Here is a 26,331-nt window from a genome sequence, read left to right on the forward strand (position 1 = left end):
GGTCTTGGGCCCGAGACGCTTCACGGAGGCTATATCGGAAGAATTCATGCGACGCTTTCGCTTGCTTTCGCTTGGTTTCGCTTGGAATAGGTATTGCTAATTCGTCTTAGCCGAGGGGTGCGGCGTCAAATGGCGTTCACTGATTCCGGCTGAAGATTATCAGGAGTTGCATATGAGAGCGCTGCGCTGGCACGGAAAACACGACATTCGATGTGACACGGTGCCTGACCCGGTCATAGAGGAGGAGCGCGACGCGATCATCAAGATGTCCACCTGCTCGATCTGCGGCTCTGACCTGCATCTGTTTGACGGCTTCATGCCGACCATGGAAAGTGGTGACATCATGGGGCATGAGTTCATGGGCGAGGTGGTCGAAGTGGGCAAGGACAACAAGGCGCTTAAGGTTGGCGACCGGGTCGTGCTTCCCTTCACGATCTTTTGCGGCGATTGCGACCAATGCAAACGCGGCAATATTTCCGTTTGCGAGCGCAGCAATCGCAACAAGGACAAGGCTGACAAAGTGTTCGGCCATACCACGGCGGGTCTCTTCGGCTATTCGCATCTGACCGGCGGATACGCTGGTGGCCAAGCTGAATACGTTCGCGTGCCCATGGCCGACGCCACCCACGTCAAGATTCCCGACGGCCTGACCGACGAACAAGTCCTGTTTCTCGGCGATATTTTTCCGACTGGTTGGCAAGCAGCGATCAACTGTGACATCCAGCCCAATGACACAGTCGCGATCTGGGGCGCAGGCCCGGTCGGCCAGATGGCGATACGCAGCGCTGTGCTATTGGGCGCCAAGCAGGTTGTCGTGATTGACCGGGTGCCCGAACGCCTTGCTACGGCGAAGGCCGGCGGCGCAATCACCATCAACTTTGACGAAGAAAGCGTCCTCGACCGGCTAAAGGAACTGACCAACGGCAACGGTCCGGAGAAGTGTATCGACGCGGTAGGCATGGAATCGCATGCAACCCGTTCTGTCGATGCCGTCTCCGACCGCGTCAAGCAGGCCGTGATGCTGGAATCGGACCGTCCGCATGTGCTGCGCGAAATGATCTACGTGTGCCGTCCGGCAGGCATCCTCTCGGTGCCAGGGGTGTATGGCGGCTTGATCGACAAGATCCCATTCGGTGCATCGATGAACAAGGGACCGACCTGGAAGATGGGCCAGACACATGTCAAACGCTGGACGGACGACTTGCTTAACCGCATTCAGGAAGGCCAGATCGATCCCTCCTTTGTGATTACGCACACCGTTTCGCTGGAAGACGGTCCAGCAATGTACAAAACATTCCGAGACAAGGAAGACGGGTGCATCAAGGTGGTCCTCAAACCCTGAAGGCGCGCAATCCCCCCGCGTGGATCGGACAATTCGTATGACAACATGCCTCGATTAAAGCAGCCGGCTTCGGCCCGCTGCCCGTACGCAATCGCCCCGCGGCATGGGAGCCCGGAGATACATAAAAATTCACCTTACGCCATGTGCGCTGCTCGAAGCAGCTAGCGGTAGACATTGCACCGCCAAACGCGGTGCGGATCGTGTCGACCCTAATTTTAGTTTCGCCTCGGTGGGAAGCGGTCGTTAGCGGCGTTAAGGCTAGCTCTTGCGCCTCGGCATCGCGTTCATACTGGGCTTTCGTTCTCCTTTTCCCTTCTTTTTCAGGCACGAACTCGATCCACGTTGGACCATGGTCACTGGCGTTTGGAAGGTCGCGCACCCAAACATCAACAGATGCATCCCTAAGACGCAGGGCAAGCGCTGGACTGAGCAGGAGATGGTCAATCCGCAAACCGTAGTCGGCGCCGCGGTGTCGGCGAATATAATCCCAGTAGGCGTAAATGCGCTCGTCGCCGTGCACGCTGCGCAGCGCGTCGGTCCATCCTTGCGCTACAAGGCGCCGAAAGCATTCACGGCTTTCGGGTTGTAGCAAAGCGTTATCGCGCCACGAGCGCGGGTTATAAATAGCGTCGTCTGTGGGGACGACGTTATAGTCGCCGGCGAGCACAATGGGAGTGAGCGCTATCCATCAAATACTGCGCGTATTCGATCAGCCGTTCGAACCACGCAAGCTTGTAGTCGAACTTGGGACCTGGGTGCGGATTCCTGTTTGGCCGATCGAGACAACCAACGAAGGGTTCCACCAGTTGAGATAACTGTGGGATTAACGTATTGGGGAGTTGCCGCAGGGTGCCGGCAGGCGATCAGTTTGCCGATTTCTCCACACATCGCTTAGATCGGCCGCGATCGTTCCAGCGAGAAGGCCGGGCAGGGTGTTGTGCCGCTGCCGCTTTTATCGTTCAGCGCCAAGCATCCCGCGCCCGCTATATATCAGAAAGGGTCTAAAAGATGACGCAATCGTCGTAGCGTTTGCACAGGTTTTCGAATCGAAGCATGAGCTATAAGTGGGACAGTCTTGTTGTATCTAAACGCTGGCCGGCGCCACCGACGCACCGTTGATTTCGTGCCGCTTCAACGCATTCGCAACAAACCCCGACGCTTTCATTTCCTCGACAAACGCCGCCAGATACCGCGCCGCATTTTCACCCCGGCTTTTCGGTGTTCCCATTGCCTGTTGTATCACCATGAAGCGCTTATCGAAGAGACGAAGGCCGGGGATCTGCGCGGCATCGGCTTCGAGTTGCTGCTTCACGCCGGCCGCAACTTCCAGCCCTTGCTCGATAAACATCCGCACCACCGCTTGCGACGACGGCGCCCGCACGATCTGTGCGGCTTTCAATTCGCGTGTGAGGAACAGGTCGTACGCGCTGCCTTTGCCGACGACCACGCGGTTTGCCGCTTGATCCACGTCGGCATTTTCCCGAAGCGGCGATGCTTCGCGCACGAGATAGAAGCCTTCGATCAGCACATAGGGCGCGGTGAACGCAACGCTCGCGCCGCGCACTGGATCGATGGCGAAAAAACCGAAGTCGGCGCGCTCGCTGGCGAGAGCATCGACGCACTGGCTGGCGGTATCGAAGACGATCAACTCGACTTCCATGCCCAGGCGCTTGCCAAATTCCCGCGCGAGATCCACCGATACGCCAAACGGCTTTCCTGTCGACGGATGCATGTTTGCAAGTATCGGATTGCCCAGGTTGATGGAAGCACGAAGGGGGCCGCCCGGAGTGAAAGCGGCGCGTATGGATGGATCGATTGTCATGAGGTCGCCAGGGTTCAAGGATGTTGTTGTCAGGTTTTTCCCGCAGCCCGGCGTATGAATCCGGGCCCGTTTCGGTCACGCAATATTCCACTGCTGGCGCTATGCTACCGCTTTCGCTTACCTGTTCACCCGTTCAACCAAGGACCCAATCATGAAACAGACACCAGGATCAATGATCAGCTTTAAGCGCCCCGACGGGCAGGAAATCCAGGGTTATCTCGCGAAGCCGCACAAGCTCGAAGGCGCGCCGGCGATTGTGGTGATCCAGGAATGGTGGGGTTTGAACGACCAGATTCGCGGTGTCGCCGACCGGTTCGCGCAGGCCGGATATATCGCGCTGGTGCCGGACCTGTTTCGCGGAAAGTCTACGGTCGAGGAGGCGGAGGCGAACCACTTGCTGACCCAGCTTGATTTTGGCGACGCCGCCGGCCAGGACATTCGCGGCGCAGTGCAATATTTGCAGACGCAGTCCGGGCGCGTGGCCGTGACCGGCTACTGCATGGGCGGCGCGCTGACGCTGCTGGCGCTCAGCAACATTCCCGAGGTCGCGGCTGGCGTGGTCTGGTACGGCTTCCCGCCGCTGGAATACGTCGATGCATCGAAGATCAAGGCGCCGGTGCTCGGGCACTGGGCCACGCAAGACGAATTCTTTCCGGCTAAAACGGTTGATCTGCTGGAGAAGAGACTGGCCGATGCGAACGTCGATGTCGAGTTTCATAGATACCTCGCGCATCACGCGTTCGCCAACGAAACGGCGGTTGGGCCGGGCCGTATCGCGAGAACGCAGTTCGATCCCGTCTGGGCGCAACTGGCGTGGGACCGGACGCTGACGTTTCTTGGCAAGACAATGTGGACGCAGAAGTAATCGCGCTGTAGTCGCGCTTTTAACGTGCGTTCGGGTAGCCCGCGGCTATCCGAAATGTCCTGTGCCGGCGCCGTTCAGCCGGGGATCTCGGGTTCGACTAGCTTCGCCAACTGAAGCAGCGACTCCTGCCAGCCGAGATAACACATCTCCACAGGAATGACTTCGGGCACGCCTTCCTGCACGATCGTGAGTTCGGTTCCACACGACACCTGCCGCAACGTGACGGTGACGTTCATCTGGCCGGGCAGTTCCGGGTTGTCGAACCGGTCCCAGTAGCGGATCTTCTCGAACGGCACGAGCTCGACATACTCGCCGCCGAACGTGTGGCTGTTGCCTGTGCCAAAGTTGCGGAACGACATCTTGAACGTGCCGCCAACGCGAGCGTCCATGTGGTGAACCTGACAGGTGAAGCCGTGGGGAGGCAGCCACTTCGCCAACCCGTCGGCTTCAAGAAATGCGCGATAGATCCGTTCAGGCGTGGCGCGCAGGACGCGCTGTAGATTGATGGTTCCGGTAGTCATGGTGTGCTCGCTTTCAATGAAAGAGTTGGACATGCCCCGACGACGATTCGACAAGGCGGTTATCGACATGGGCCGGATCGGGGAAGACCCGTAGGCATCGATATTTTCAACCGGCTTTCATGTTCTCACGACCGCGGCAATCCAGGACGTTACGAAGCAGTTCGACCACCGTTCACGCGCAGCACCTCGCCGGTCATGAAACTCGCCTTATCCGACGCTACGAACCGGATGGCGTCAGCCATTTCATCCGGCGTTCCAGCCCGCTTGAGCGGCACGCCCGCGAGAAATGCCGCCTTGCGTTCAGCGTTTACAGTAAGGCGGTCGAGCATGGCGGTGTCTACCGGACCGGGTGCGACCGCGTTGACCCGCACGCCGAACGCCGCCGCTTCGAGCGCCGCGGACCGGGTCAAGCCCTCGACCGCGTGCTTGCTCGCCGTATATATGGACGCGCCCGCCGCGCCACGCACGCCCATCGTCGAAGAAATATTCACGATGCTGCCGCTGCCCTGGGCCGACATCACACGGAGTTCGTGTTTCATGGCGAGCAAGGTGCCGAGTACGTTGGTGTCGAAAACAGCCGCGTAGCGTTCCGGCGTCTGCTCCATGACCGGCGCCGATTCGCCTTCCGAACCGGCTGAATTGACGGCAATGTCCAGCCGCCCGAAACGTTCTACGGCGTCATCCACGAGCCTGCGGACATCGTCTTCGAAGCGCACGTCGGCTTGAATGAATTCCGCTTGCGCGCCGAGCGCGACGAGTTCCGCCGCCAGCATCCGGCCTTCTTCCGCCCTGCGGCCGGAGACCACGACGCGTGCGTCGTCACGCGCGAACGCGAAGGCGGCGGCGCGCCCAATGCCGCTCAACGCGCCGGTGATGAGTACAACAGGCTTGCTGGACATTTTTCCACTCCTCATACGAACTTGTTCAAAGCGTGACCACGATCTTTCCGAACTGGCCGTTGGTTTCCAGATAGCGATGCGCGTCCACCATTTCATCGAACGTGAAAGTACGGTCGATGACCGGCTTGAGCGCGCCGCTCTCGAATCCCTTGAGCACATATTCGACGACAGCCTTCCGGCGAGTTTCGTCGCCGCTCGTGAGCCAGATGTTGTGCGCCTTCACCGTCAGCACCTTCGCGATCATCTCGAGCACGGGCAGCGGCGTGACGTCCTCGCTCAATGCACCGTAGATGTACGCGATACCGCCAAACGACAGCGCGGATATCAGCTTTGCGAAGTTCGGGCCGCCAACCGGGTCAAAGGCCACGCGCGCGCCCTTGCCCTCGGTGATGCGCATGATTTCATCGAGCAGGCTGGTTTCGTCGGTGACGACCACGTGCGCCGCGCCTGCATCGAGCAATTGCTGTTTCTTTTCGGCCGTACGTGTCAGCGCGATCGACGTGGCGCCGGCGTAGTTGGCGATCTGGATGGCCGCGAGTCCAACGCTGCTGGACGCCGCCGGCACGATCACGAAATCGCCCTGGGTCACCTTTGCATCTTCGATCAGCGCGCCATACGCCGTGACGAACATCATCCAGACAGATGCGGCCTCGGCGAACGAAAGCGATTCCGGATGCTTCACGACCGCGTAGTCCGGCGCGATGATCGTTTCGCCATAGGTGAAGTACTGGTTCATTGAAAACGATGGAATCACGTTCACCTTGTCACCGCGCGCCAGGCCTGTGACATTGCTGCCGACGGCGTCCACGGTGCCGGCCGCTTCGTAGCCAAGACTTGCCGGAAACTTGACAGGTTCGATGTACGCGTCCAGACGCCACATCGATTCCGCGCGATTGAGGCCGATTGCCTTGACGTTGATACGGACTTCGTTGGGGCCGGGCGCGGGGATGTCTGTATCGACGAATTCGAGCACTTCAGGACCACCGGCTTTTGCGAATTTGATCGTGCGTGACATGTGAATCTCCAGAAGAAACGGGTTGAGGTGGTGGTGCGGTGTCTACAGTAGAGCATCAGGCGGAACCATGCTTTTTTGGCTCTCTAAGCCATGGCGCTCGGCCGCGCGGATATTTCGTCGTACCACCGGCGCAATGCGTCGTGGCTTTCCGGAATCGGCATCTTCAATGCGTTGGCCGCAAAGTCGACCGTCACGAGCGTTGTGATGTCGGCGCCCGAGAAAGTATCGCCCGCGACGTAGCGCACGGTTGCCAGGCGCTCGTTGAAGTCGTTGAAAAAATTCGCCACGCGTTGTTTGCTGCGCTCGACCAGTTCGGGAATCTGCTTGTAGTCATGGGGTCCCGACAATGCCCGGTCTTTCAGTCCCGCAGCGGCGTTACGCACGCCTTCCATGACAGGCGCGAAGCCATCCAGTTCTGCACGGCATTCCCACATGGTGACGAGCGCCTTTGACTGCGGCGTGGTCCCGAGCAACGGCGTGTCCGGATACGTTTCTTCCAGATAACGCCAGATCGCAAGGACTTCTGCAATCACAGGACCGTCGGCAAGCGCCAATGCCGGCACCTGGCTGCGTGGATTGATTGCGCGGTACGCATCGGAGAACTGTTCCTTCGCGCCAAGGTCGACCGGTTGGACGGGAATGCTGATACCTTTCTCCGCGATGAACATGCGCACACGGCGCGAGTTCGGCGAACTCTTCGATTCATGAAGTACAGGTGCGGAAGTCATTTTAGAAGTTCCTATGATGGATATGGATAACTAACTAACAGGATTTAAAGTTTCGAGCCGCCGTCCACATGCAAGGTTTCGCCTGTCACCCAGCGTGCGGCATCGGAGGCTAGAAACACGACTGCACTGGCAATGTCCTCAGGTTGCGCGACGCGTTTGAGCGCCTGCATGCCAGTCGCGGCGTTGCGGCCTTCCTCGGTCTTCGTGAAGCTCGACATGTCGGTGGCAACGACGCCCGGCGCGATTGCGTTCACCCGAATCCCGCGTTCACCGAGCGCCAATGCGAAGTGCTTGACGAGCGTATCGACCGCGCCTTTCGTCGCCGCGTAAGCGGACAGCTTGCCAACCACGGCATGCGCCGCCAGCGACGACAGCAACACCACGCTGCTGCCCTTGCACATGACCGGCAGCAGTTGCTGCACGAGAAAGTAGGGCGCGCGAACGTTCACGGCGAAGAGGTTATCGAAGTCCTCCACAGTCGTTTCCTCGATACTCGCCGCCTTCGATACCCCCGCGTTCGCCACCAGGATATCCAGCCGATGTCCCACGACTGCCCGCACGCGCTCGGCGAGCATATGCGGGCCATCTGCATCGCGAAGATTGGCGGCGATCTTCTGCGCGTTGCCGCCGGCCGCGCGAATCTCGGCGACGACAGCTTCGGCTTCCTTTTCACCGCTGCTGTAATGCACCAGCACTTGTGCGCCTTCGCGGGCAAGCGTGAGCGCCGTAGCGCGGCCGATGCCGCGTGAAGCGCCTGTGACTAGCGCGGTCTTTCCGCTGAGATGGGTCATGACAAACTCCTTGAGCCGGTTGAAAACGATCGAACGATTCAGACGCCTTCGTCCAGGAACTGCGTGACGTGCGAGACAAAGCGTTCCGGGTACTGATAAAGCGAACCGTGATTCGCATCGGGATAGATGATCAACTGCGCGTTCGGGATGTTTTGCTGCAGGATCCAGGAGTTGATCGAATAGATGATCACGTCGTTGTCGCCGTTGACCACCAGCGTGGGCTGCGAGATCGCCTTCAGGTAATCGAAGGGGTTTTCGCGCGGTACGCCCCATTTTGCGAGCGCCGCGAGTTGCGCTGGCGCGACCGATTCGTTGGCTTCAGGATCGCGTTCTTCGCTGCGCAGCCGAAAGCGCTGCAGGAATTTGCGGCCGGCGGCCTGGCTTTCTTGCGACGGAGAAAAATGCACGCGCAGCCAAAGATGATCCGGCTCGTCGTAAGCCACGCTGAAAATTTCCTGCGCTTCGGGCGTCAGCGACTCCATTGATTCGCCACTGCGTGGGCCGGTCCCAACCAGGATCAGGCGGCGCACGAGTTGTGGTTCGGTCAGTGCAAGTTGCTGCGCGATGAGACCGCCCATCGAAAAGCCGAGAACATCGACTTGTTCAAGCTCCAGCGCCTTGATGAACGCAGCGGCGTTCGCTGCCATCTCTTCAATCGAGTGCGGCACTTCGCCAGATGAACTGGAGATGCCGGCGTTGTTGAACAGGATGACTTCGCGATCCCGCGCGAGACCGTCCGTCACAGCGGGGTCCCAATGGTCCATGGTGCCGGTGAAGTGGATGTTGAACACAAGCGGAACGCCGCCCGTCTTGCCAAAGCGACGGTACGCGAAGCGGATTCCGTTGGCATCGACGAACTGGGTCGGCGCGGTATGGTGGGTGTGAAGCGTCATGATGTTTTCTCCGATATAGGTATGAAGCATGGCTGAAGCCGCTTTAGTTGCTGCCGTGGCGTGCTCTGATGCGTAATCTAGGCCGTGCTTGCGCAAAGTAAAAAGACTTTGTAGGCTGGTGGGCATGCCTGAAAAGCATGGATAACTCAAGAGGGCGTATGGAGCTTCGACATTTGCGGTACTTCGTGGCCGTTGCCGAGACGGGCAGCCTGACAGTGGCGGCCGAGCAGCGGCTGCACACGTCGCAGCCGTCGCTCAGCCGTCAGATTCGCGATCTGGAAGACGAAGTCGGCGCGGCGCTTTTCAGCCGCAGCGCGCGGGGCGTCGAGCTCACCGTGGCGGGGAGGGCGTTTGTCGATCACGCGCGGCTCGCCTTGTCGCAAGTCGATGCCGCCATCGAGGCCGCGCGTCGCGCCGCGCGGCCGGCGAAGCAAGTTTTCGCGCTCGGCTTCCTGACGGGGCAGGAAATGACGTGGTTGCCGCGCACCATGCAGGTTTTGCGCGACGAACTGCCGAATATCGATGTCACCGTGTCGAGCCACTATTCGCCGGACCTCGCGGACGCCCTCGCGCGCGGCAAGCTCGACCTCGCATTCCTGCGGGCGGAACCGGGCTTTGATCTGGACTATCGCGTGGTCAGCCGGGAAAAGCTGCTCGTGCTGATGCCAAGCGATCACCCGCTCACGGCGCGCACGGCGATCCGGCCGGAGGATTTCACCGGCGAGACGTTCATCATGGCAACGAACAAGGCGGCCGTGCTCCATGACGTGGTCGCGCGATATCTGCAGGAAAGCGGCATTGACATCACGCCTGAGCATGGCGTCGATAACCTCGCCATGGCAATGTCGCTGGTTGCGTCCACACGAGGGCTGGCGCTCATGCCGGAGTACGCGAACAACCTGCTGCCGTGGTCCGTCGTCAGCCGGCCGCTGGAGGGAGACGCGCCGACCGTGGATCTGGTGATCGGCTACAGCAAGTCGAATGCTTCGCCTGTTCTGAAGATGTTTCTTTCGAGGGCTCAGGAACTGATCGTGCCGCAGGTTTGAGCATCGCCGGTTCCCTCGCCACAAGCCGCCGCGGGTGCGGTGAATTCCAGGAATAAGTAATATAATCAAGAAGAAAGCATCAAACGAGAGTTCGGGCTTGACCATCGGCAACCATTCACCGGTTTGATATATCGCTCACGAGGAGCCTGTTTATTCCATGGGGAGTTCTTCCGGCGCTTACAACGACCGCGACGCATACGGCAATAGCGACGACGAGACGTTGGTGTCAGTGACCATCGCGGACAACCCGGGCGCGACTGGCCACTCGATCAAGCCGCCAGGAAATGCTTCGCTATCCTCAGTAGCGTGGATTTCGCCGGGAAAAATCGTCGGAATCGGCGATATCTCCATCTCGGGCGGCATGTTCTATTTCGGCGATGTTCATCGCTCGACGCCCCGTTCAATCGAAGCATGCGTAATCGACGCCCGTGCGGACGTTGCCGACACGGGCGCGAATCCCGTAGTTGCGCTCGGTTCCAAGGAGCTGAGCTACGGTGCGCTTACTGGCGAGCAGCGGCGAACCTATCTGGAATGGCTCGCCTCGGACCGCAAGAGATCCGATATCCACACCGGTTACCTGTTTTTCTACTTGTACGGGCTCGAGCGGCGCGTGCTTGTGGACGGCGCGGCAGGTCGGGTCGGCGAAACCGAATTCGCGGAGATTGCGCGGGAACTGCGGCGTTTGCTGAATATCGATGCAAACTATTCATGGCAGAAGCATCTGCGAAATCTGCTGGAATCGGTTGGCCTGATGTCGTCGCGAAACGGGAAAATGTACGACAAACCTGCGCCGCGCGGCTTGGCGATGGGTTATCAGGTGCCCATGGACGTGCGCGTGGCTTTCGCGCAAGCCGCCGTCGACAAACACCCGGTGCCCGCCGACTGGGCGCTCGCGTGGGCGAAGATGGATCCGTTGCTTGTGCGCCGTGCAGCCGTCACGCGTTGTCCGGAAGAGTTCGATAAGGTATTCATTCGCAAGTACGCCGAGCGTTTCAGGCTCGGCATGCTGCTTTCTGTGAACCGCACCACGCTTGAAGTGCGTCCAGACCCCGCGTTCATTGCGCTCAGGAATTTGCCGGTACCGGGATTCCTCGTCGGCTTGCCGGACATTGGCGCGATCAACGGACCGCGCGGCAGGCTGCAGTCGTTGATGAACGAAGCGGCGAGCGCGCTCGACTCGTACAGCCGCTATCTGGGCAGGTTTCCGGGCGCGGCGGGAACGCTCGATGCCACGTTGATGCTGCCCGTCGAACTATGGCCGGACGCCATGCAGCACACGCTCGATGTGCTTGCGGACAAGGTGAAGGAACAGCATGTGCACGTCTCGACATTCGGCGAACTTCTCGGCAGATTCAAGTTCACGGGGAACATGACGCGCGACAAGACCACGGCGTTTTGCGCCGTGCTTTCGCAGAGCGCAATTGCGATCGAACCCGATGTCAGGCTCGGCGCGCGTACGCCGAAAGTGGGCGACGCGCTGGCGCTTTTCATGGCGCCTCCAGGCGACGAAGTCCTTGCGGTCGACGACACATACTCAATCGCCGCGGTCGCGATCGACCTCGCTGCGGCCGTTGCCACGGCTGACGGCAGCGCGTCGAATGCTGCAATCACCGTGATCGATACACAGATCGACACGTGGCAGCAGTTTTCAGAAGAACTCAAGTTGCGCTTGAGAGCGAGAAGCCGTGTGCAGCTTGCCAGTCGCGCGTCCATCGCGGGGTTCAGGAAACGGTTGGAGCCGTTGAGCGCGGACGTTCGACAAGAACTGGCTTCGCTGCTCGTGCAGGTTGCTAATGCAGACGGCATTGTTTCTCGGGAAAAAGTGAAGGCGCTGGAGAAGGTTTATCGAATGCTGGATACCAGTACTCAACTTCTTTACAGCGCGCTTCATCAGGGGCCGCAAAGCGCGAAAGCGGCGCCGAGCTTTACGCTCGATCCCGCGCGTATCGCGGCGTTGAAGCATGAGACTGCGCGAGTGTCCGCAATCCTTGCTGACGTGTTCGTGGAAGAGCAGCACACAGTAGCGCCCGCAAAAACGCCCGAGACAGAACAACCGCCGGTGCTCGGGCTCGACCACGCCCACTCGAATTTTCTGCGCCTGCTTCTTACGCGTGCATCGTGGACGCGCGAGGAATTGCAGGAGGCGGCATCGGCGCTCGACCTGATGCTCGATGGCGCTGTCGAACAGCTCAACGAGGCGTCGCTCGATCACTGGGACGAGCCGCTGACAGACGGGGACGACCCGGTAGAAATCAATCAGGAATTAGCTCAAAGGCTGGCTGCATGACAACGATTCGCCCAAGGGACCGCGACGCGGTCCTGCAATCCCTTCGCGCCGGCGTGGTGCCGCGCATTGGGCAGCATCTGATTCAGGTCGGCCGTGCGAGGGAACTCGACGCGCTGATGAAGGACATTGAACGGGTGGCCGATGGCGGCTCGAGTTTTCGTATCGTCGTGGGCGAGTATGGCGCGGGAAAGACGTTCTTCCTGAACCTCGTTCGCGCAATCGCCCTTGAAAAAAAACTCGTGACCTTGCACGCGGACCTCAATCCGGACCGCCGTCTGCATGCGTCCGGCGGACAGGCGCGCTCGCTCTACGCGGAGCTCGTGAAGAACATGTCCACGCGTACCAAGCCCGATGGCGGCGCGCTGGCGGGCGTGGTGGAGAAGTTTATCGGGCAGGCGAAGACCGAAGCGAAGGCGTCGGGCCGAACCAGCGAGGAAGTCATCCGGGCGCAACTGGGCCAGTTGACCGAGATGGTCAACGGCTACGATTTCTCGGATGTGATCGCGGCGTATTGCCGGGGTTTCGAGGAAGGCAACGAGCAGCTCAAGAGCGATGCAGTCCGCTGGCTGCGCGGCGAATTCTCCACGCGAACCGACGCCCGCGCGGCACTGGGCGTGCGCACCATCGTGGACGATGCAACCATCTACGATCAGTTGAAGCTGCTTGGCCGGTTTGTGCGCATGGCGGGATATAGCGGCCTGATGGTGTGTCTCGACGAACTCGTGAACCTCTACAAGCTGTCCAACGTTCACGCGCGCAACTCGAACTATGAGCAGATCCTGCGTATTCTCAACGACTCGCTGCAGGGCTCCGCCGAGGGCCTGGGCTTCGTGCTGGGCGGCACGCCCGAATTCCTGCTCGATACCAAGCGCGGCCTCTACAGCTATCCGGCGCTGCAATCGCGTCTCGCCGAAAACGCTTTCGCGACCAACGGTCTGGTCGATTACAGTGGGCCCGTTATCCGCCTGGCAAGTCTGACGCCCGAGGATTTCTACGTGCTGCTCGACAAGATCCGCACGCTCTACGCTTTTGGCGACGCCACCCGCGCGCTCGTGTCCGAAGAGGCCATCCCTGCGTTCATGGCGCATTGCGCGGCGCGTCTTGGCGAGGCGTATTTCCGCACGCCGCGAACCACCATCACGGCGTTCATTAATTTTCTCGCGGTGCTGGAGCAGAATCCCGGCCGCGACTGGCGCGAATTGATCGATGCCCTGACCATCGAGCGCGACGACGGCGGCATGACGTCCAACGTTCCCGCTGCACCCACTGACGGTGACGATGAACTCGCCAGCTTCCGGCTCGACTGATTCCCGAAGTTTCGACCTGCTCGACGAACGCATCCGCCGATGGATCTGGCAGGAAGGTTGGACCGAGTTGCGCGACGCGCAGGAGCGCGCGGTGCCGGCGCTTATCGACGCGGATCGCGACGTGATCATCGCCGCGGCCACGGCGGCCGGAAAGACCGAAGCGGCGTTTTTCCCGATCCTCTCGAACCTGCTGCGCGATGAACCCGGCGTTGCGAGCGTGCTTTACATCAGCCCTTTGAAGGCGCTCATCAACGATCAATGGTCGCGGCTCAATGGACTCTGCGAGACGTTGGAGGTCCCCGTGGTCGGCTGGCACGGCGATGTATCGGCAAGCCGCAAGCAGCGCTTCATGAGGAAGCCATCGGGCATCTTGCTCATTACACCCGAATCGCTGGAAGCCATGTTCGTCACGCGCGGATCATCGCTTGCCGCGATTTTTGGCACGCTTCGATATATCGTCGTGGATGAACTGCACGCGTTCATTGGCTCCGAGCGTGGCATGCAGTTGCAATCCTTGCTCAAACGCGTCGATCTTATCTGCGGACGGGTCGTGCCGCGCGTGGGGTTGTCGGCCACGTTGGGCGACATGCAACTGGCAGCACAGTTTCTGCGGCCGAAAGCCGGGAGGCCGGTTGAGATAATTGAATCGAAGGGCAGTTCGCGGGAGATACGGCTCATCATCAAGGGTTTCGTGCAGACGCCGGCGCGCGTTGAAACGCAACCGGATATTCGCCGTCCGCAGCTCGAAGACGCCGTGCCTGGCAGCACGCTCGAGATTGTCAACCAGATGTACCTTGCGCTGCGCGGCGCGAACAACCTGGTGTTTCCGAACAGCCGCCGGCAGGTTGAACTCTACGCCGACCTGTTGCGCCGCGCATGCGAGCGCGATGGTCATCCGAACGAGTTCTGGCCGCATCACGGCAGTCTTGCAAAGGAGTTGCGCGAAGACGCGGAGAACGCGTTGCGCTCTGGCGACCGGCCGGCGACAGCCGTGTGTACATCGACGCTTGAACTGGGCATCGATATTGGCGCGGTGAAAAGCGTGGCACAGGTTGGACCGCCGCCATCGGTGGCCGCGTTGATGCAGCGCCTGGGACGCTCGGGCAGACGAAAAGGCGAGCCGGCGATTTTCCGCAGCTACTGCGTGGAAGCGGAACTCAACGCGCACTCCGATTTTTCCGACCGCATTCGCGAAGGACTCGTGCAGTCGATAGCCGGCGTTTTCCTGCTGCAGAAAAAATGGGTGGAACCGCCGAGGGCGCGCGGGTTGCATGCGTCCACGTTCGTGCAGCAAGCGTTGTCCGTGATCGCGGAACGCGGTGGCGCCACGGCGACCGGGTTGTGGGAGACGCTTGTTGCCGACGGTCCCTTCGACATGATCGACAAACCCACGTTCGCCGCCATTTTGCGCAGCCTCGGCAAAGCCGACCTGATCGTGCAGGAGGCGAGCGGCTTGCTGCTGCACGGCGTGCGCGGCGAAAAGCTCGTCAATCACTACGAGTTCTACGCATCGTTTTCAAGCGATGACGAATTTCGTATCGTTGCTGGAAGCAAGCAGCTTGGCTCCTTGCCCGTGGCGCGTCCGTTGATTCCGGGGCAGGGCATCATCTTCGGCGGGCAGCGCTGGCGCGTTCTTGAAGTGGATGCCGAGAGGAAGACGGTATTCGTATCGGCGGATCGGGGCGGCGCGCCGCCGGTCTTCGATGGCGCAAGCGCGATGGTTCACGACGAAGTTCGCCGCGAGATGAAGCGCGTCTTGGCGAGTGATGAACCGGTGGTTTTCATCGATACAAAAGCGGCGAAGCTTCTGGAGGAAGCACGCAAATATTTTATTGCGGCCGACCTTGCCAACAGGTCGATATTCAGCGAAGGAAATCACATCATGCTCGCCACATGGGCCGGCGACTGGATCAACGACGCGCTGGTCGTCTTGCTGCGTGCCGAAAATCTGGATGCCTGGAATCAGGGTGCGGTTGTGAGCATCGCCGGATCGAAGTTCGAGACTGTCACGAGCGTACTGCAGAAGGTCGGTGCGCGGACGGCTTCGGATTTGACGCGCGCGTTGAGCGTGATCCAGAACATCGAGAATGAGAAGTGGGATTGGGCCCTTCCCGATGATGTCAAACGCGCCGCGTTTGCTTCGTTGCGGCTGGATATGCCGGGCGGAGTTGCATTGGCGCGGCGGCTGGTGGGAGAGAATCAGGGGAGGGTTTGAGCGCGCTCCTCCGCGCGCTCTTATGCATGGGCGGCATCGCGCGTGTTACCCGCGGCACGCTAGAATTGCGCGGTGGCTTGTACGCCAACCGTCACGCGTGCGGTCGGGAAGCCACTCGGTTTATAAATCGGCGTCCCAACAAACAGGTCATACGAGATGCCGAGAAAGCGCGCGGGAAGTCCGCCCCGAATGCCGATCACCGCACCCGCGAGTTGTGTTCCGGCAAGAAAAGCCGTGTTCGGTCCAAACACGCGCCCGTAGTCAATCCCCGCGTACAGCGTTTGTCCGGTCTGCAAAATGGGCCACTGCATTTCGTTGCGCCAGTAAAAACCTTTCTCTGCCGCGAGCATGGTTTCACCGTCGAAGCCGCGCACCGTGTAGCGACTACCGATGCTCAGATCGTCGAGATAGAAGAGCATGTCGTTGGTGAACTGCGCGTGTAGCGTCGTGACGTAGCGCAATGGGTGGTTGGCAATGGAAAATGGCATCGAAAGATTCGCGTCGAGCACGGCCATGTGGAAGCGGTATGTCGGACCGTTGGGTGCGGGGTCATCTGTCGCGCCAAGCCTACCGATGCCCTGGCGGTACGCGAGCGTGCCGTCGAATTGCGACGCGCCGAAGTAGTGGCGGTCGGTTAGCCCCGCTTCGATGAACGTATTGTTGCGCCGCTGCTGCGGAATATCGGTGTCATCGATGAAGCTTTCACCAAAGCGCTTCGATAACTGGAACTCCACGCCGAACACGTCGCTCTGGCTGCGGCTCAGCACGCGCGCGAGCCTGAGCGTAGCGGTCTGCGAATTGCCGCTCGATACAAACGTCTGGTTCACGCCCGCGATTTGCTGGTAATAGGTGTTGGTGTTGCCGGAAAGCGTTGCCATCCAGTAACCCCATGGAACGGAGTACGAACGGTTGAAGCCGTGCGAACCAAGCGACTTGTTGCCGAACGACAAGTCCTGATTTGCGCCGACTGCGAACACGTCGTTCAGGCCGAGCGGGTTGTCGATGCCGAGGCTCACATTGCCTTGCCATTTGCCGGTCGCGTCGGTCCCCGAGTTATCGATGGAGGCGACGAAGCTCCAGGGTTTTGCGCGCTTCACGGTTACGACGACATCGCTTTCGCCGGGGGTATCGGTGGGCTCGATTTTCATGTCCACGTCCTGCGATGCGACGCGCTTCATCTGCTCCAGCCCCTGTTCGAGGTCGCGCAGGTTCAGCAGGTCGCCGTCGTGGGTGGGGAAGGCGGATTTCAACGTGCCGCGTGTGTCGGGGTCGGCGAAGCGCAGATGCCGCACAACGCCCGGTACAAGCGCCACGTTCAGCGTACCCGTTGACAGGTCCTGCTCGGGCAACAGCACGCGCGTGGTCACATACCCGTTGCCGTGGCGGTTTCCTCGACCGCGACCAGCATGTTTCTCAGTCGGCTGAAGACCAGCCGGTAATTATTCTTGTTCATCTATTCTTATTCTGCAGCGATTTTTTAACGATCGACAAATAGCCGCAGATGAACCAAACGGGTTAAAACCGACCCTCGCCCTGAGCCAAAAACAACGCATTTGGGTAAATCGGATTTGTCCTATGGTCTGTTATTGGATGATGTGAAGGGCGCTTGGTCGATGTAAAGGTATCCACAGCTTCTGGTGACAAGGTTGTGGAGAGATGCTGGAAATGTGCGGTAAAGCTTTGATTTATATGTAATCTATTTCCGTGCTTCGCGCTGGCTATAATCGCACCCCTGCTTATCAAACCTGCGACGATCAAAGCCATCGTGATCGACTCGCAAACAAATGGATTATCGCGATGAACATCTCTTCGAACACTTTAATCAACGGTATGGCCTTGATGGTATTAACTACTGCCATAAGCGCGTGCGCGTCTCAACAAACAGATGACAGTCCCAAGCCTGTCGGTCTGGCAAACCCCGCGTCAAAATACTGCATCAGCCTCGGCGGAAAACGCGAGACGCGCAAGGACGCCGCGGGCAACGAATCCAGCGTTTGCCACTTGCCGGATGGCACCGTGATCGACGAATGGACGCTCTTTCGCCGCGACCATCGCGAGCCATGAGCCTATCTCCCCACAACTTGAAGCTATGACCGTTTGCCACATGTCATAATCCGCGCAGTCCTATCCGCGGATAACCAGGCGCAGCATGTTGAGCCGTTTCTATCGAAAGATTGGCAGCCTGCTGGGATTGCTTGCGATCCTCATGGCAACGCTCGCGCCTACGGTCTCTCATACGCTCGCGGCAAACCACACACATGACAGCATGCAGGACGAGCATTGTCCAATGCCGTCCATGCAGGACTCATCGTCTGGGAACAACCCGGACACCGACAAGCACACCCAGCACACCCAGATGTCAGATGGCCAGGACTGCGCATATTGCAGCCTGCTTGTCCACATGCCGGCAGTGCCGACCATCCAGGCGCTATTCGCAATTACGGTCCGGCTCACGCAACATACAGTCGCCACGCGCTTTGAAAGCGTCGTGCGCGCCGAGCCCTGTACGTTCGTCCAGCCTCGCGCGCCTCCCGTTTTGTCCTGACCCGAGTCGATAGTTTTATCGCCACGTCGCGCGCCTGAAAAAGCGTCGAGCGACGGCGCGACCACGACCTGTCACCAAACTAAACGGACCATCATGCGAACCCTTTTAACGCGTCGCGCAGCGCCGCTGCTCGCGTCTTCAATCCTTTCGTCTTTAACCGCCGCTTCCTTCATGATTCCTTCGCTGGCCCGCGCACACGCGGTAGCGGGCGATCGCGTCTTTCCATCGACGATGTCGGTAGACGACCCCGGCGTCGGCGATGAAGCCAACGTCCAGTACGGTCATCAACGCGTGCCCAGCGATAACGGCAACCAAAGCATCAATACCTTCGATGTCGAATACGACAAGCTCATCACGCCGAGGCTGGCAGTATCCGTCGGCGAAACATACGTGATGCAGAACAATCCGAAGGCGCGTGGTTTCGACAACCTCGATATCGGCATGAAGTACCTGCTTTACGTCAACGAGGCGCACGAGTTCATGACATCGGTTGGATTGGATGCGGAGATTGGCGGTACAGGAAGCCGCGCCATCGCGGATAACTTCTCGACGCTTTCGCCGACACTATTCGTGGGCAAGGGCATGGGCGATCTCCCCGATTCGCTCGCGTATTTGCGCCCGATCGCCATCACGGGTGAAGCCGGGCCCGCGCTTACCACCGGCGCCGGTCAGCCGAATGCGTTCAACTACGGTTTCACCGTTCAATACAGCCTGCCGTATCTTCAGCAACACGTGCACGACCTTGGATTGCCGCAACCTTTCTCGAATATCGTGCCGCTGGTCGAAGTGCCATTGTCGCGCAGCCGGGGGCAGACCACGGGTACGGTGAACCCGGGCTTCATCTGGATCAACCGCTACGGGCAGTTCGGCATAGAGGCGCAGATCCCGATCAATCGAGCGAGCGGATCGCACGTGGGCATTCTGGTCCAGGCCCATATCTTCTTCGATGACGTTGCGCCGAACACCATCGGCAAGCCGTTGTTCCAATGACACGGAGACCAAAAATGAAAATCCAGTATTTGACCGCGCTAGTCGCCGGACTCGCCCTTGCTATAACGGCTTTCGCGCATGTGTTCCCGCAGAAACAGGAGCCGGGAGCAGGCGCTTCGGTCGCGTCGCCCACGCAGGTGAAGATCACGTTTGACGGGCCGCTGGAACCTGCATTCACCACGCTCACCGTCACCGATGCCGCCGGCAAGCAGGTCAACACAGCGAAGTCTTCCGTCGATGCACAACAGCCGACTATCGCTTCCGTCGTGCTGCCGGTTCTGCCAGCCGGGCACTACACGGTGCACTGGGCGGCGGTGGCGGAGGACGGACATCGAACGCACGGCGATTATCCATTCGACGTGAAATAAGCCGCCTCGCCAGCGTTATCTCCAGCCTTGCATGAATCTAAGGCTCAAGGGACGCACGTTCTATTGCGGAGCGTGCGCCCTTGTTCAACTGCGCCACAGCTTCTATCAACGCACGCCGAAAGGTCTCGTTCGATGCCAACTCGACGCTGAATACTTCCCGACAGCCGAGCATTGCATCGACAAGGCTCGCCGGTGAGTTTCCAGCGCCTTGCACGAGCGATGTAAGTCTTTCAGCCATCGGATCATTGATTGTGTAGGCGGAACCATCGTCAGCCACGCCGCGTAAGAAAACGAACCACGCGCCCACACCAAGCGCCAGGCGCGCAATCGATTCACCGCGCGCCAAACGTGTTGAGATCGTCCCCAGCAGACGCGGCGGGATTTTCTGGCTGCCGTCCATCGCAATCTGTGCACAGCGATGCTTGAGCGCCGGATTTGCATATCGATCGAGCAACGCATCGCGGTACGCCAGCACGTTGAATGTGGGCGGCACAGTCAGCGTTGGTGCAATCTCATGCGTCATCATCGAGTGGATCAGGGACCGCATGGGCGCGAAGGAAATCGCCTCATCGATAGTGGCAAAACCGCCGAGCATGGAAAGATAAGCGAGGGTGGAATGCGTGGCGTTCAGCATGCGCAGCTTGGCAAGCTCGAACGGCGTGACGTCGTCTACCAACTGTGCGCCGACGCGATCCCAAGCCGGTCGTCCGGCCGGAAAGTGATCTTCGATCACCCACTGCCGGAAGGGTTCGCACGGAACCGGGACCTCGTCGCGCAAGCCGAGCGCGCTCCATGCCGCGTCGCGATCCGCGTCCGTTGTGGACGGGACAATGCGATCCACCATGGTGGATGGAAATGCCACCTCGCGTTCTATCCACGCGGCAAGATCGGTATCGAGCGCGCGTGCGTAGCTGCAAACGACTTGCCGCAACGACGCGCCGTTATGCGAAAGGTTGTCGCACGAAAGCACGGTGAACGGCGCTACGTTTGCGTCACGCCGCGCGCCTAGCGCAGCGACGAGAATGCCCGGCACGGTGCCAGGCTCGCCGGGATTTTTCAGGTCAAACGCAACGCCGGCGTGTGCAAGGTCCACGTCGCCGGATGCCGGATCGCGGCAATAACCTTTCTCGGTGACGGTCAGCGAGACGATGCGAACGTTGGCATTGGCCAGCAGTTCGAACAGGCGCACGCGATCGTGCGGCATGGCGAGCACTTCTCTTAGCGTGCGCACAACGGTTGTCTTCACGCCCGTTGGTCCGCGTTCCACCACGCTGTAAAGACCGTCTTGCGACATCAACGTGTCACGCTTCGTGACATCGCCCTGCAAGGTCACGCCGCATATTGCCCAGTCGCCGCCTGCGGCAAGCATGGCTTCTTCGGTGTAGACAGCCTCATGCGCCCGATGAAAATTGCCAATGCCCAGATGCACGATACCGATCGCCGGCTCCGGCCAATCGCGTCCAAGCACACGGCCTTCTTCAAGCGATGCAAGCGCATCGCGGCAAAGCCTTGATTCGTTGTTCATTCGATAACCCCAAGCCGGGAAAACCCTCGATTGACGTTCACGTCTACTTGTATGGTAGCATCAAATCATCGAAGAAATCTCAAGGAAAGCTCCATGAAAATTGTTCGCGCCGATGTTATCGTCACTTGTCCGGGGCGTAACTTCGTCACGCTGAAGGTCGTGACGGACGAAGGGGTCTACGGCATTGGCGACGCCACACTGAATGGCCGCGAGCTGGCCGTGGCGTCCTATCTCAAGGATCATGTTTGCCCAATGCTGATCGGGCGCGACCCGGGCCGCATAGAAGATATCTGGCAGCTTTTGTACAAAGGCGCGTACTGGCGACGCGGACCGGTGACCATGACAGCCATCGCGGCGGTGGACGTGGCGCTCTGGGACATCCTTGGCAAGGTTGCGAACCTGCCGCTCTACAAGCTGCTCGGCGGCGCCTCGCGCGAAAGCGTGATGGTCTACGGACATGCAACAGGGCGCGATATTCCCGAAGCGCTCGACCGTTATGCCGATCACATAGAGCAGGGCTATCAGGCAATCCGCGTTCAATGCGGCGTGCCGAACATGCGGTCGGTGTATGGTGTATCGAAAGGCTCGGGCATGTACGAGCCCGCAACCAAGGGCGTAGTGGAAGAGCAGACGTGGTCGTCGGAAAAGTACTTGGACTTCGTGCCGAAACTCTTCGAAGCAGTACGTAATAAATTCGGTTTCGATACCCATCTCCTACACGACGTGCATCACCGTCTCACCCCCATCGAAGCGGCGCGTCTGGGTAAGTCGGTCGAGCCGTACCGGCTTTTCTGGATGGAAGATCCCACGCCCGCGGAGAATCAGGCGGGCTTCCGGCTGATCCGCGAGCATACCGTGACGCCCGTTGCGGTGGGCGAAGTGTTCAACAGCATCTGGGACTGTAAGCAGCTCATTGAAGAGCAGCTCATCGACTATATCCGCGCGACGCTCACGCATGCCGGCGGCATCACGCACCTGAAGCGCATCGCGGATTTCGCTTCGCTTTACCAGGTGCGCACGGGTTGTCACGGGCCGTCGGACCTGTCGCCGGTGTGCATGGGCGCCGCGTTGCATTTTGACTTGTGGGTGCCGAACTTCGGCGTGCAGGAATACATGGGGTTCCCGCCGAAAGCGCTCGATGTTTTCCCGCACGCATGGACGTTCGATCGCGGCACCATGCATCCCGGCGATGCACCCGGTCACGGCGTGGACATAGACGAAGCACTCGCCGCCCAATATCCGTACGACCCGGCGTATCTGCCCGTTGCGCGGCTCGAAGATGGCACGCTCTGGAACTGGTAAACGGCATCGCCGAACAGAACAACAAGGAGACAGGCAATGACGGACCAGACCAGTAATGCAATGCTCAGGCGCGTCGCGTTTGCATCGACAATAGGCACGGCCGCCGAATACTACGATTTCTTCGTGTACGGCACGGCGGCGGTGCTCGTGTTCGGCACGAAGTTTTTCCCGAGCAGCGATCCGTTGATCGGCACGCTCGCTGCATTCGCAACCTATGCAGTGGGTTTTATCGCGCGGCCGCTGGGGGGCATCGTGTTCGGACATTTCGGCGATCGTATCGGGCGCAAGAAGGCGTTGATCGTGACCATCCTGATCGTGGGTCTGGGTACGTTCGCCATCGGCTTGCTGCCGGACTATTCGCAGATCGGAATCTGGGCGCCCGCTGCATTGATCTTCATTCGCGTGCTTCAAGGGTTTGGTGTCGGCGGGGAGCAGGCAGGCGCCGTCCTGCTGACCGCCGAGTATGCGCCGCCACGAACGCGCGGCTTCTTCGCGAGTCTCGTTCAGCTCGGCGCCCCCGCAGGCTTTCTGATCCCGGCGGGAATCTTTGCCATTCTCACCGCAACGCTCACACACGAGCAACTGCTCGACTGGGGCTGGAGGCTGCCGTTTCTTGGCAGCATCGTATTGGTGGCCGTCGGGCTTTATATCCGCTTGCGGACCGAGGAGTCTCCCGTGTTCGCCGAGATCCGCAAGACGCAGGCCGTTGAATCGCGGCCGGTGGTGGAAGTCGTCAGGCAGTTCGGGCCGACCATCCTGAAGGGCGTGGGCGCGAAGCTGATCGAAGCCTGCACGTTCGCGATGTACACCATGATCGTGCTCGCCTATGGCCGCGCACATGGCATCAGCGAGAGCTTGCTGCTGCAGGCGATCATTGTCGCCGTCATGTTCGAACTGATTGCGATTCCTCTCGCCGGCGCGTTGTCGGATCGTATTGGGCGGCGTGCAACGTTCATTGCGGGAAGCGTGTTGCAGGTCCTGCTTGTGGTGCCGCTCTTTCATGCCATCGATAGCGGCAGCCGCCTCGCAATCCAGACGGTGATGATCCTCGGCATCACGGTTGGCCACAGTCTTTGTTATGCGCCGCAAGCATCAATGTTTCCCGAGTTGTTCCCGGCGCGCGTTCGATGCAGCGGCATTGCGCTGATCTGGCAGATTGGCTCGCTCGTGGGCAGCGGCATTCTGGGGCTCGTGGCAGTGAAGATGCTGCAGATGACCGGCGGCAGTTCCGTTGGACTGATTGCTTATGTTGCCGTGTTGGGCATTGTCTCGACTTTCTGTCTTTGTCTCCTGCCGGAAACGGCGCCGTCGCGCCGCGGAGGCGATCTCCACGACTGGGGGGCGCTGCAAGCCGAATCGGATGTAGTCCGCGAATCACATTCGTCCCCTGTTTTTGCGGCGCGCCGCTAGACGAGCGCCGCTTGATACACGTCGCAAATCAATATCAACGGAGTTTCCCGATGCTTGCAGCCGTCCTTCACGAACCCAAACGCTTGCGTATCGATGAAGTCGATGCCCCTCAACCCCAGCCGGGCCAGGTGCAGATCCGCGTGCGCGCGGGCGGTATCTGCGGGTCGGATCTGTCGTACTACTTCAAGGGCAAGAGCGGCGACTTCGCGGTGCGCGAGCCCTTTGTGCTGGGTCATGAAGTAGCAGGCGAGATCGCGGCCCTTGGCGATGGCGTCACGGGCTTGCGCATCGGCCAGCGCGTTGCCGTGAACCCGGGACTCAACTGCGGTGAGTGCCGTTTTTGCGTGAAGGGCATGACCAATCATTGCCTGAACATGCGCTTCATGGGCAGCGCTTCGACGTTCCCGCATATGCAAGGCATGTTCCGCCAGTACATTGCGGTCGCCGCGCGGCAATGCGTGCCTGTGCCGGACACATTAGGTTTCGCGCAGGCATCGATGGCCGAACCTCTCGCGGTTGCATTGCATGCGTTGAGGCATGGGGGATCGCTCGTCGGTGCAAACGTGCTCGTGGTCGGGTGCGGGCCGATCGGCTGCATCGTGTTGTCAGTGGCGCGGCGCGCGGGTGCGCATCGCCTGGTCGCGCTCGACCTCGCGCAGAAGGCATTGCAGATGGCCTCGACGCTCGGCGCGGACCAGACCGTGCTCGCGACGGATCAGGCACAGGTCGACGCATGGTCGCAGTCGCGCGGCACATTCGATGTCGTTATCGAAGCGTCGGGCAGTCCTGCCGGACTCGATACCGCGTTGCGCGCGGCGCGCGCGGGCGGCACGGTGATTCAGGTGGGAAATCTGCCCGCGGGGCAATCGCCTGTGGCCGCCAATCTCGTGATGGCGAAGGAATTGCGTTATCAGGGATCGTTCCGTTTCACGGACGAATACGCTATCGCCGCCCAGGAGATCGCCACGGGCAAGATCGACTTGAGCCCGTTGATGACACACGTCTTTCCACTCGCAGACGCGAACCACGCGTTCGAAGTCGCGCAAGACCGCAACCAGTCGATGAAAGTCCATCTGCAGTTCGACTGAAATTTATCCAGGCATTGGCAAAACGCCCAATCAAGAAGAGGCGTAGATAAGGAGACGTCCATGTTTAAAAGTCAGCGCTGGTTCGTAGTCGGCTTGCTGTTTCTCGCGGGGGTGATCAACTACCTCGATCGCGCCGCGCTTTCCATTGCCGCGCCGCTGATTCAAAAGGATCTGAACTTTTCGCATGCGCAGATGGGCATTGTGTTCAGCAGTTTTTTCATTGGCTACGCGTTGTTCAACTTCATTGGCGGCGTGGCCTCAGACAAGATCGGTGCGAAGAAAGTGTTCGGTGCTTCCATGGGCATCTGGTCGGTATTTTGCGGCGCGACCGCGCTGGCAAGCAGTCTTGCGTCGCTCATCGTGCTGCGTGTGTTGTTCGGCATGGGCGAGGGACCGTTCAGTTCGTCCAACAGCAAGATGGTCAACAACTGGTTTCCGCGCCGCGAAGTGGCGAGCGCGATTGGCGTCGTCAGTTCCGGTACGCCGCTTGGCGGTGCGCTCGCGGGACCCGTGGTGGGGTATCTCGCCATCCGGTTTGGCTGGCGCTGGGCGTTTGTCGCAATCATGCTGCTGGGACTTTCCTGGCTCGTGTTGTGGTCGCTCACTACCACTGAAAGGCCGCAACAGAACAAGCGTGTCTCGCCCGGTGAACTCGCGTTGATTATCGAGGGACAGCAGCAAGCTTCATCCATGGAGAATGCGCCCGCTGGAGAACAACCCGGCCTGCGCTTCTATCTCAGGCAGCCCATCATTCTTGCAACCGCGTTCGCGTTTTTCTCCTACAACTACGTGCTGTTCTTTTTCCTGTCGTGGTTTCCGACCTACCTCATGGAAGCGCACCACTTGTCGCTGCATGACATGAGTATCGCGACCGTGATTCCGTGGGTGCTCGGGAGCATTGGTCTTGCCGCCGGAGGCTTCATCACCGACATGATCTTGAGGATCACCGGAAAGGCGCTGCTCGCGCGGCGGATCGTTCTGTCGGTATGTCTTGGTGCAGCAGCCGTATGCGTGGGTTTCGCCGGGCGCGTTGAAAGCATGCAGGGCGCTGTTGCACTGATGTCCGTGTCCATCTTCTTTCTTTACGTCACCGGCGCGGTGTATTGGGCCGTGATTCAGGACACTGTGCGACGTGAGAACGTGGGCGGCGTGGGCGGCTTCGTGCATCTGCTCGCGAATCTGGCTGGCGTGATCGGACCCGCGGTGACGGGGTTTATCGTGCAGGCGACACACGGTGCCTACGGCAGTGCGTTCGTGCTCGCGGGCGCCGTTGCAGTGCTCGGTGCCTTGTGCTCGCTCATATGGATTCGCGAGCCGCGCGGGAGGGGCGTTGGCGCGCGGCGAGTGGTTGTATCGTAGGCTTGCGAAGGGT

General features: G+C 60.0%; 23 protein-coding genes and 2 pseudogenes. 14 read left to right on the plus strand and 11 right to left on the minus strand.

The features are described 5' to 3' along the window. Positions 1–172 precede the first annotated feature (172 nt). Positions 173–1,342, plus strand: a complete 1,170-nt coding sequence (locus ACRWA7_RS02430; protein WP_438390900.1) for a zinc-dependent alcohol dehydrogenase — start codon at positions 173–175, stop codon at positions 1,340–1,342. A 304-nt stretch (positions 1,343–1,646) separates the two neighbouring features. Here ACRWA7_RS02430 and ACRWA7_RS02435 read toward each other — a convergent pair. Together ACRWA7_RS02435 and ACRWA7_RS02440 are read right to left on the minus strand one after the other, a co-directional pair. After that, positions 1,647–2,205: pseudogene (locus tag ACRWA7_RS02435) on the minus strand (exodeoxyribonuclease III); the annotation flags it as partial. Positions 2,206–2,426: 221 nt separating this feature from the next. Further along, positions 2,427–3,164, minus strand: coding sequence for an ABC transporter substrate-binding protein (locus ACRWA7_RS02440; RefSeq protein ID WP_438390901.1), 738 nt, complete (start codon positions 3,162–3,164; stop codon positions 2,427–2,429). Between the two features lie 151 nt (positions 3,165–3,315). Here ACRWA7_RS02440 and ACRWA7_RS02445 point away from each other — a divergent pair, with 151 nt between their 5' ends. Continuing rightward, positions 3,316–4,029, plus strand: coding sequence for a dienelactone hydrolase family protein (locus tag ACRWA7_RS02445; RefSeq protein ID WP_438390902.1), 714 nt, complete (start codon positions 3,316–3,318; stop codon positions 4,027–4,029). Between the two features lie 74 nt (positions 4,030–4,103). Here the strand turns inward: ACRWA7_RS02445 and ACRWA7_RS02450 are convergent, their stop codons facing one another. The 6 genes from ACRWA7_RS02450 to ACRWA7_RS02475 form a co-directional block, all read right to left on the minus strand. Then, a complete protein-coding gene (locus tag ACRWA7_RS02450) occupies positions 4,104–4,550 on the minus strand; it encodes an SRPBCC family protein (RefSeq protein ID WP_060857547.1) in 447 nt (148 codons plus the stop codon). A 149-nt stretch (positions 4,551–4,699) separates the two neighbouring features. Then, on the minus strand, positions 4,700–5,449 hold the full coding sequence (locus tag ACRWA7_RS02455) for an SDR family NAD(P)-dependent oxidoreductase (RefSeq protein WP_438390903.1): 750 nt from the start codon (positions 5,447–5,449) through the stop codon (positions 4,700–4,702). 25 nt (positions 5,450–5,474) lie between these two features. Then, complete coding sequence (locus ACRWA7_RS02460; RefSeq protein WP_438390904.1) at positions 5,475–6,464, minus strand: zinc-dependent alcohol dehydrogenase family protein; 990 nt, start codon at positions 6,462–6,464, stop codon at positions 5,475–5,477. Positions 6,465–6,547: 83 nt separating this feature from the next. Continuing rightward, positions 6,548–7,192 (minus strand): glutathione S-transferase, encoded by a 645-nt coding sequence (locus ACRWA7_RS02465; protein ID WP_438390905.1) that lies wholly within the window; start codon positions 7,190–7,192, stop codon positions 6,548–6,550. Between the two features lie 44 nt (positions 7,193–7,236). Then, on the minus strand, positions 7,237–7,983 hold the full coding sequence (locus ACRWA7_RS02470) for an SDR family NAD(P)-dependent oxidoreductase (RefSeq protein WP_438390906.1): 747 nt from the start codon (positions 7,981–7,983) through the stop codon (positions 7,237–7,239). Between the two features lie 38 nt (positions 7,984–8,021). Then, the gene (locus ACRWA7_RS02475) at positions 8,022–8,876 is read right to left on the minus strand and encodes an alpha/beta fold hydrolase (protein WP_438390907.1); all 855 of its coding nucleotides are present in this window, start codon (positions 8,874–8,876) and stop codon (positions 8,022–8,024) included. A 158-nt stretch (positions 8,877–9,034) separates the two neighbouring features. Here ACRWA7_RS02475 and ACRWA7_RS02480 point away from each other — a divergent pair, with 158 nt between their 5' ends. From ACRWA7_RS02480 to ACRWA7_RS02495, 4 genes are all read left to right on the plus strand, one after another. Next, the gene (locus ACRWA7_RS02480) at positions 9,035–9,922 is read left to right on the plus strand and encodes a LysR family transcriptional regulator (protein ID WP_438390908.1); all 888 of its coding nucleotides are present in this window, start codon (positions 9,035–9,037) and stop codon (positions 9,920–9,922) included. A gap of 157 nt (positions 9,923–10,079) precedes the next feature. Next, entirely contained in the window at positions 10,080–12,209 is a 2,130-nt protein-coding gene (locus ACRWA7_RS02485; RefSeq protein WP_438390909.1) for a TerB N-terminal domain-containing protein, read from the plus strand. Further along, positions 12,206–13,516, plus strand: a complete 1,311-nt coding sequence (locus ACRWA7_RS02490; protein WP_438390910.1) for an ATP-binding protein — start codon at positions 12,206–12,208, stop codon at positions 13,514–13,516. The genes ACRWA7_RS02485 and ACRWA7_RS02490 overlap by 4 nt, the downstream gene beginning before the upstream one ends. Continuing rightward, positions 13,488–15,731, plus strand: coding sequence for a DEAD/DEAH box helicase (locus tag ACRWA7_RS02495; RefSeq protein WP_438390911.1), 2,244 nt, complete (start codon positions 13,488–13,490; stop codon positions 15,729–15,731). Before ACRWA7_RS02490 ends, ACRWA7_RS02495 begins: the two co-directional genes overlap by 29 nt. 59 nt (positions 15,732–15,790) lie before the next feature. Here the strand turns inward: ACRWA7_RS02495 and ACRWA7_RS02500 are convergent. Both ACRWA7_RS02500 and ACRWA7_RS02505 read right to left on the minus strand, forming a co-directional pair. Continuing rightward, positions 15,791–17,104, minus strand: a pseudogene (locus tag ACRWA7_RS02500) (ShlB/FhaC/HecB family hemolysin secretion/activation protein); the annotation flags it as partial. Next, on the minus strand, positions 17,095–17,184 hold the full coding sequence (locus ACRWA7_RS02505; RefSeq protein WP_438390912.1) for an ESPR-type extended signal peptide-containing protein: 90 nt from the start codon (positions 17,182–17,184) through the stop codon (positions 17,095–17,097). The pseudogene ACRWA7_RS02500 and the gene ACRWA7_RS02505, both read right to left, overlap by 10 nt. 344 nt (positions 17,185–17,528) lie before the next feature. Here ACRWA7_RS02505 and ACRWA7_RS02510 point away from each other — a divergent pair, with 344 nt between their 5' ends. From ACRWA7_RS02510 to ACRWA7_RS02525, 4 genes are all read left to right on the plus strand, one after another. Next, a complete protein-coding gene (locus ACRWA7_RS02510) occupies positions 17,529–17,795 on the plus strand; it encodes a putative hemolysin (protein ID WP_438390913.1) in 267 nt (88 codons plus the stop codon). Positions 17,796–17,880: 85 nt separating this feature from the next. Continuing rightward, positions 17,881–18,276 (plus strand): DUF2946 domain-containing protein, encoded by a 396-nt coding sequence (locus tag ACRWA7_RS02515; protein WP_438390914.1) that lies wholly within the window; start codon positions 17,881–17,883, stop codon positions 18,274–18,276. Positions 18,277–18,369: 93 nt separating this feature from the next. After that, positions 18,370–19,266 (plus strand): hypothetical protein, encoded by an 897-nt coding sequence (locus tag ACRWA7_RS02520; RefSeq protein WP_438390915.1) that lies wholly within the window; start codon positions 18,370–18,372, stop codon positions 19,264–19,266. Positions 19,267–19,280: 14 nt separating this feature from the next. Beyond that, positions 19,281–19,634, plus strand: coding sequence for a copper resistance CopC family protein (locus tag ACRWA7_RS02525; protein WP_438390916.1), 354 nt, complete (start codon positions 19,281–19,283; stop codon positions 19,632–19,634). Between the two features lie 37 nt (positions 19,635–19,671). Here ACRWA7_RS02525 and ACRWA7_RS02530 read toward each other — a convergent pair whose 3' ends face one another. Further along, positions 19,672–21,159 (minus strand): mannitol dehydrogenase family protein, encoded by a 1,488-nt coding sequence (locus tag ACRWA7_RS02530; RefSeq protein WP_438390917.1) that lies wholly within the window; start codon positions 21,157–21,159, stop codon positions 19,672–19,674. A 93-nt stretch (positions 21,160–21,252) separates the two neighbouring features. On the opposite strand from ACRWA7_RS02530, the gene manD reads away from it, so the two are divergent. From manD to ACRWA7_RS02550, 4 genes are read left to right on the plus strand one after another with little or no spacing between them, the layout of a single operon-like run. Continuing rightward, the gene (manD, locus tag ACRWA7_RS02535) at positions 21,253–22,461 is read left to right on the plus strand and encodes a D-mannonate dehydratase ManD (protein WP_438390918.1); all 1,209 of its coding nucleotides are present in this window, start codon (positions 21,253–21,255) and stop codon (positions 22,459–22,461) included. Positions 22,462–22,497: 36 nt separating this feature from the next. Then, entirely contained in the window at positions 22,498–23,871 is a 1,374-nt protein-coding gene (locus tag ACRWA7_RS02540) for an MFS transporter (protein ID WP_438390919.1), read from the plus strand. A gap of 50 nt (positions 23,872–23,921) precedes the next feature. Continuing rightward, the gene (locus ACRWA7_RS02545) at positions 23,922–24,959 is read left to right on the plus strand and encodes an L-idonate 5-dehydrogenase (protein ID WP_438390920.1); all 1,038 of its coding nucleotides are present in this window, start codon (positions 23,922–23,924) and stop codon (positions 24,957–24,959) included. A 60-nt stretch (positions 24,960–25,019) separates the two neighbouring features. Further along, complete coding sequence (locus ACRWA7_RS02550; protein WP_438390921.1) at positions 25,020–26,318, plus strand: MFS transporter; 1,299 nt, start codon at positions 25,020–25,022, stop codon at positions 26,316–26,318. The last annotated feature ends 13 nt before the right edge of the window (positions 26,319–26,331 follow it).

Source organism: Caballeronia sp. DA-9 (genome assembly GCF_051615025.1).
Lineage (GTDB): Bacteria > Pseudomonadota > Gammaproteobacteria > Burkholderiales > Burkholderiaceae > Caballeronia > Caballeronia sordidicola.

Bases quoted from the DNA above. Each gene is read 5' to 3' on its own strand.
- ACRWA7_RS02430 (WP_438390900.1), top strand. From the start codon at position 173: ATGAGAGCGCTGCGCTGGCACGGAAAACACGACATTCGATGTGACACG.
- ACRWA7_RS02440 (WP_438390901.1), bottom strand. From the start codon at position 3,164: ATGACAATCGATCCATCCATACGCGCCGCTTTCACTCCGGGCGGCCCC.
- ACRWA7_RS02445 (WP_438390902.1), top strand. From the start codon at position 3,316: ATGAAACAGACACCAGGATCAATGATCAGCTTTAAGCGCCCCGACGGG.
- ACRWA7_RS02450 (WP_060857547.1), bottom strand. From the start codon at position 4,550: ATGACTACCGGAACCATCAATCTACAGCGCGTCCTGCGCGCCACGCCT.
- ACRWA7_RS02455 (WP_438390903.1), bottom strand. From the start codon at position 5,449: ATGTCCAGCAAGCCTGTTGTACTCATCACCGGCGCGTTGAGCGGCATT.
- ACRWA7_RS02460 (WP_438390904.1), bottom strand. From the start codon at position 6,464: ATGTCACGCACGATCAAATTCGCAAAAGCCGGTGGTCCTGAAGTGCTC.
- ACRWA7_RS02465 (WP_438390905.1), bottom strand. From the start codon at position 7,192: ATGACTTCCGCACCTGTACTTCATGAATCGAAGAGTTCGCCGAACTCG.
- ACRWA7_RS02470 (WP_438390906.1), bottom strand. From the start codon at position 7,983: ATGACCCATCTCAGCGGAAAGACCGCGCTAGTCACAGGCGCTTCACGC.
- ACRWA7_RS02475 (WP_438390907.1), bottom strand. From the start codon at position 8,876: ATGACGCTTCACACCCACCATACCGCGCCGACCCAGTTCGTCGATGCC.
- ACRWA7_RS02480 (WP_438390908.1), top strand. From the start codon at position 9,035: ATGGAGCTTCGACATTTGCGGTACTTCGTGGCCGTTGCCGAGACGGGC.
- ACRWA7_RS02485 (WP_438390909.1), top strand. From the start codon at position 10,080: ATGGGGAGTTCTTCCGGCGCTTACAACGACCGCGACGCATACGGCAAT.
- ACRWA7_RS02490 (WP_438390910.1), top strand. From the start codon at position 12,206: ATGACAACGATTCGCCCAAGGGACCGCGACGCGGTCCTGCAATCCCTT.
- ACRWA7_RS02495 (WP_438390911.1), top strand. From the start codon at position 13,488: ATGAACTCGCCAGCTTCCGGCTCGACTGATTCCCGAAGTTTCGACCTG.
- ACRWA7_RS02505 (WP_438390912.1), bottom strand. From the start codon at position 17,184: ATGAACAAGAATAATTACCGGCTGGTCTTCAGCCGACTGAGAAACATG.
- ACRWA7_RS02510 (WP_438390913.1), top strand. From the start codon at position 17,529: ATGAACATCTCTTCGAACACTTTAATCAACGGTATGGCCTTGATGGTA.
- ACRWA7_RS02515 (WP_438390914.1), top strand. From the start codon at position 17,881: ATGTTGAGCCGTTTCTATCGAAAGATTGGCAGCCTGCTGGGATTGCTT.
- ACRWA7_RS02520 (WP_438390915.1), top strand. From the start codon at position 18,370: ATGCGAACCCTTTTAACGCGTCGCGCAGCGCCGCTGCTCGCGTCTTCA.
- ACRWA7_RS02525 (WP_438390916.1), top strand. From the start codon at position 19,281: ATGAAAATCCAGTATTTGACCGCGCTAGTCGCCGGACTCGCCCTTGCT.
- ACRWA7_RS02530 (WP_438390917.1), bottom strand. From the start codon at position 21,159: ATGAACAACGAATCAAGGCTTTGCCGCGATGCGCTTGCATCGCTTGAA.
- manD (WP_438390918.1), top strand. From the start codon at position 21,253: ATGAAAATTGTTCGCGCCGATGTTATCGTCACTTGTCCGGGGCGTAAC.
- ACRWA7_RS02540 (WP_438390919.1), top strand. From the start codon at position 22,498: ATGACGGACCAGACCAGTAATGCAATGCTCAGGCGCGTCGCGTTTGCA.
- ACRWA7_RS02545 (WP_438390920.1), top strand. From the start codon at position 23,922: ATGCTTGCAGCCGTCCTTCACGAACCCAAACGCTTGCGTATCGATGAA.
- ACRWA7_RS02550 (WP_438390921.1), top strand. From the start codon at position 25,020: ATGTTTAAAAGTCAGCGCTGGTTCGTAGTCGGCTTGCTGTTTCTCGCG.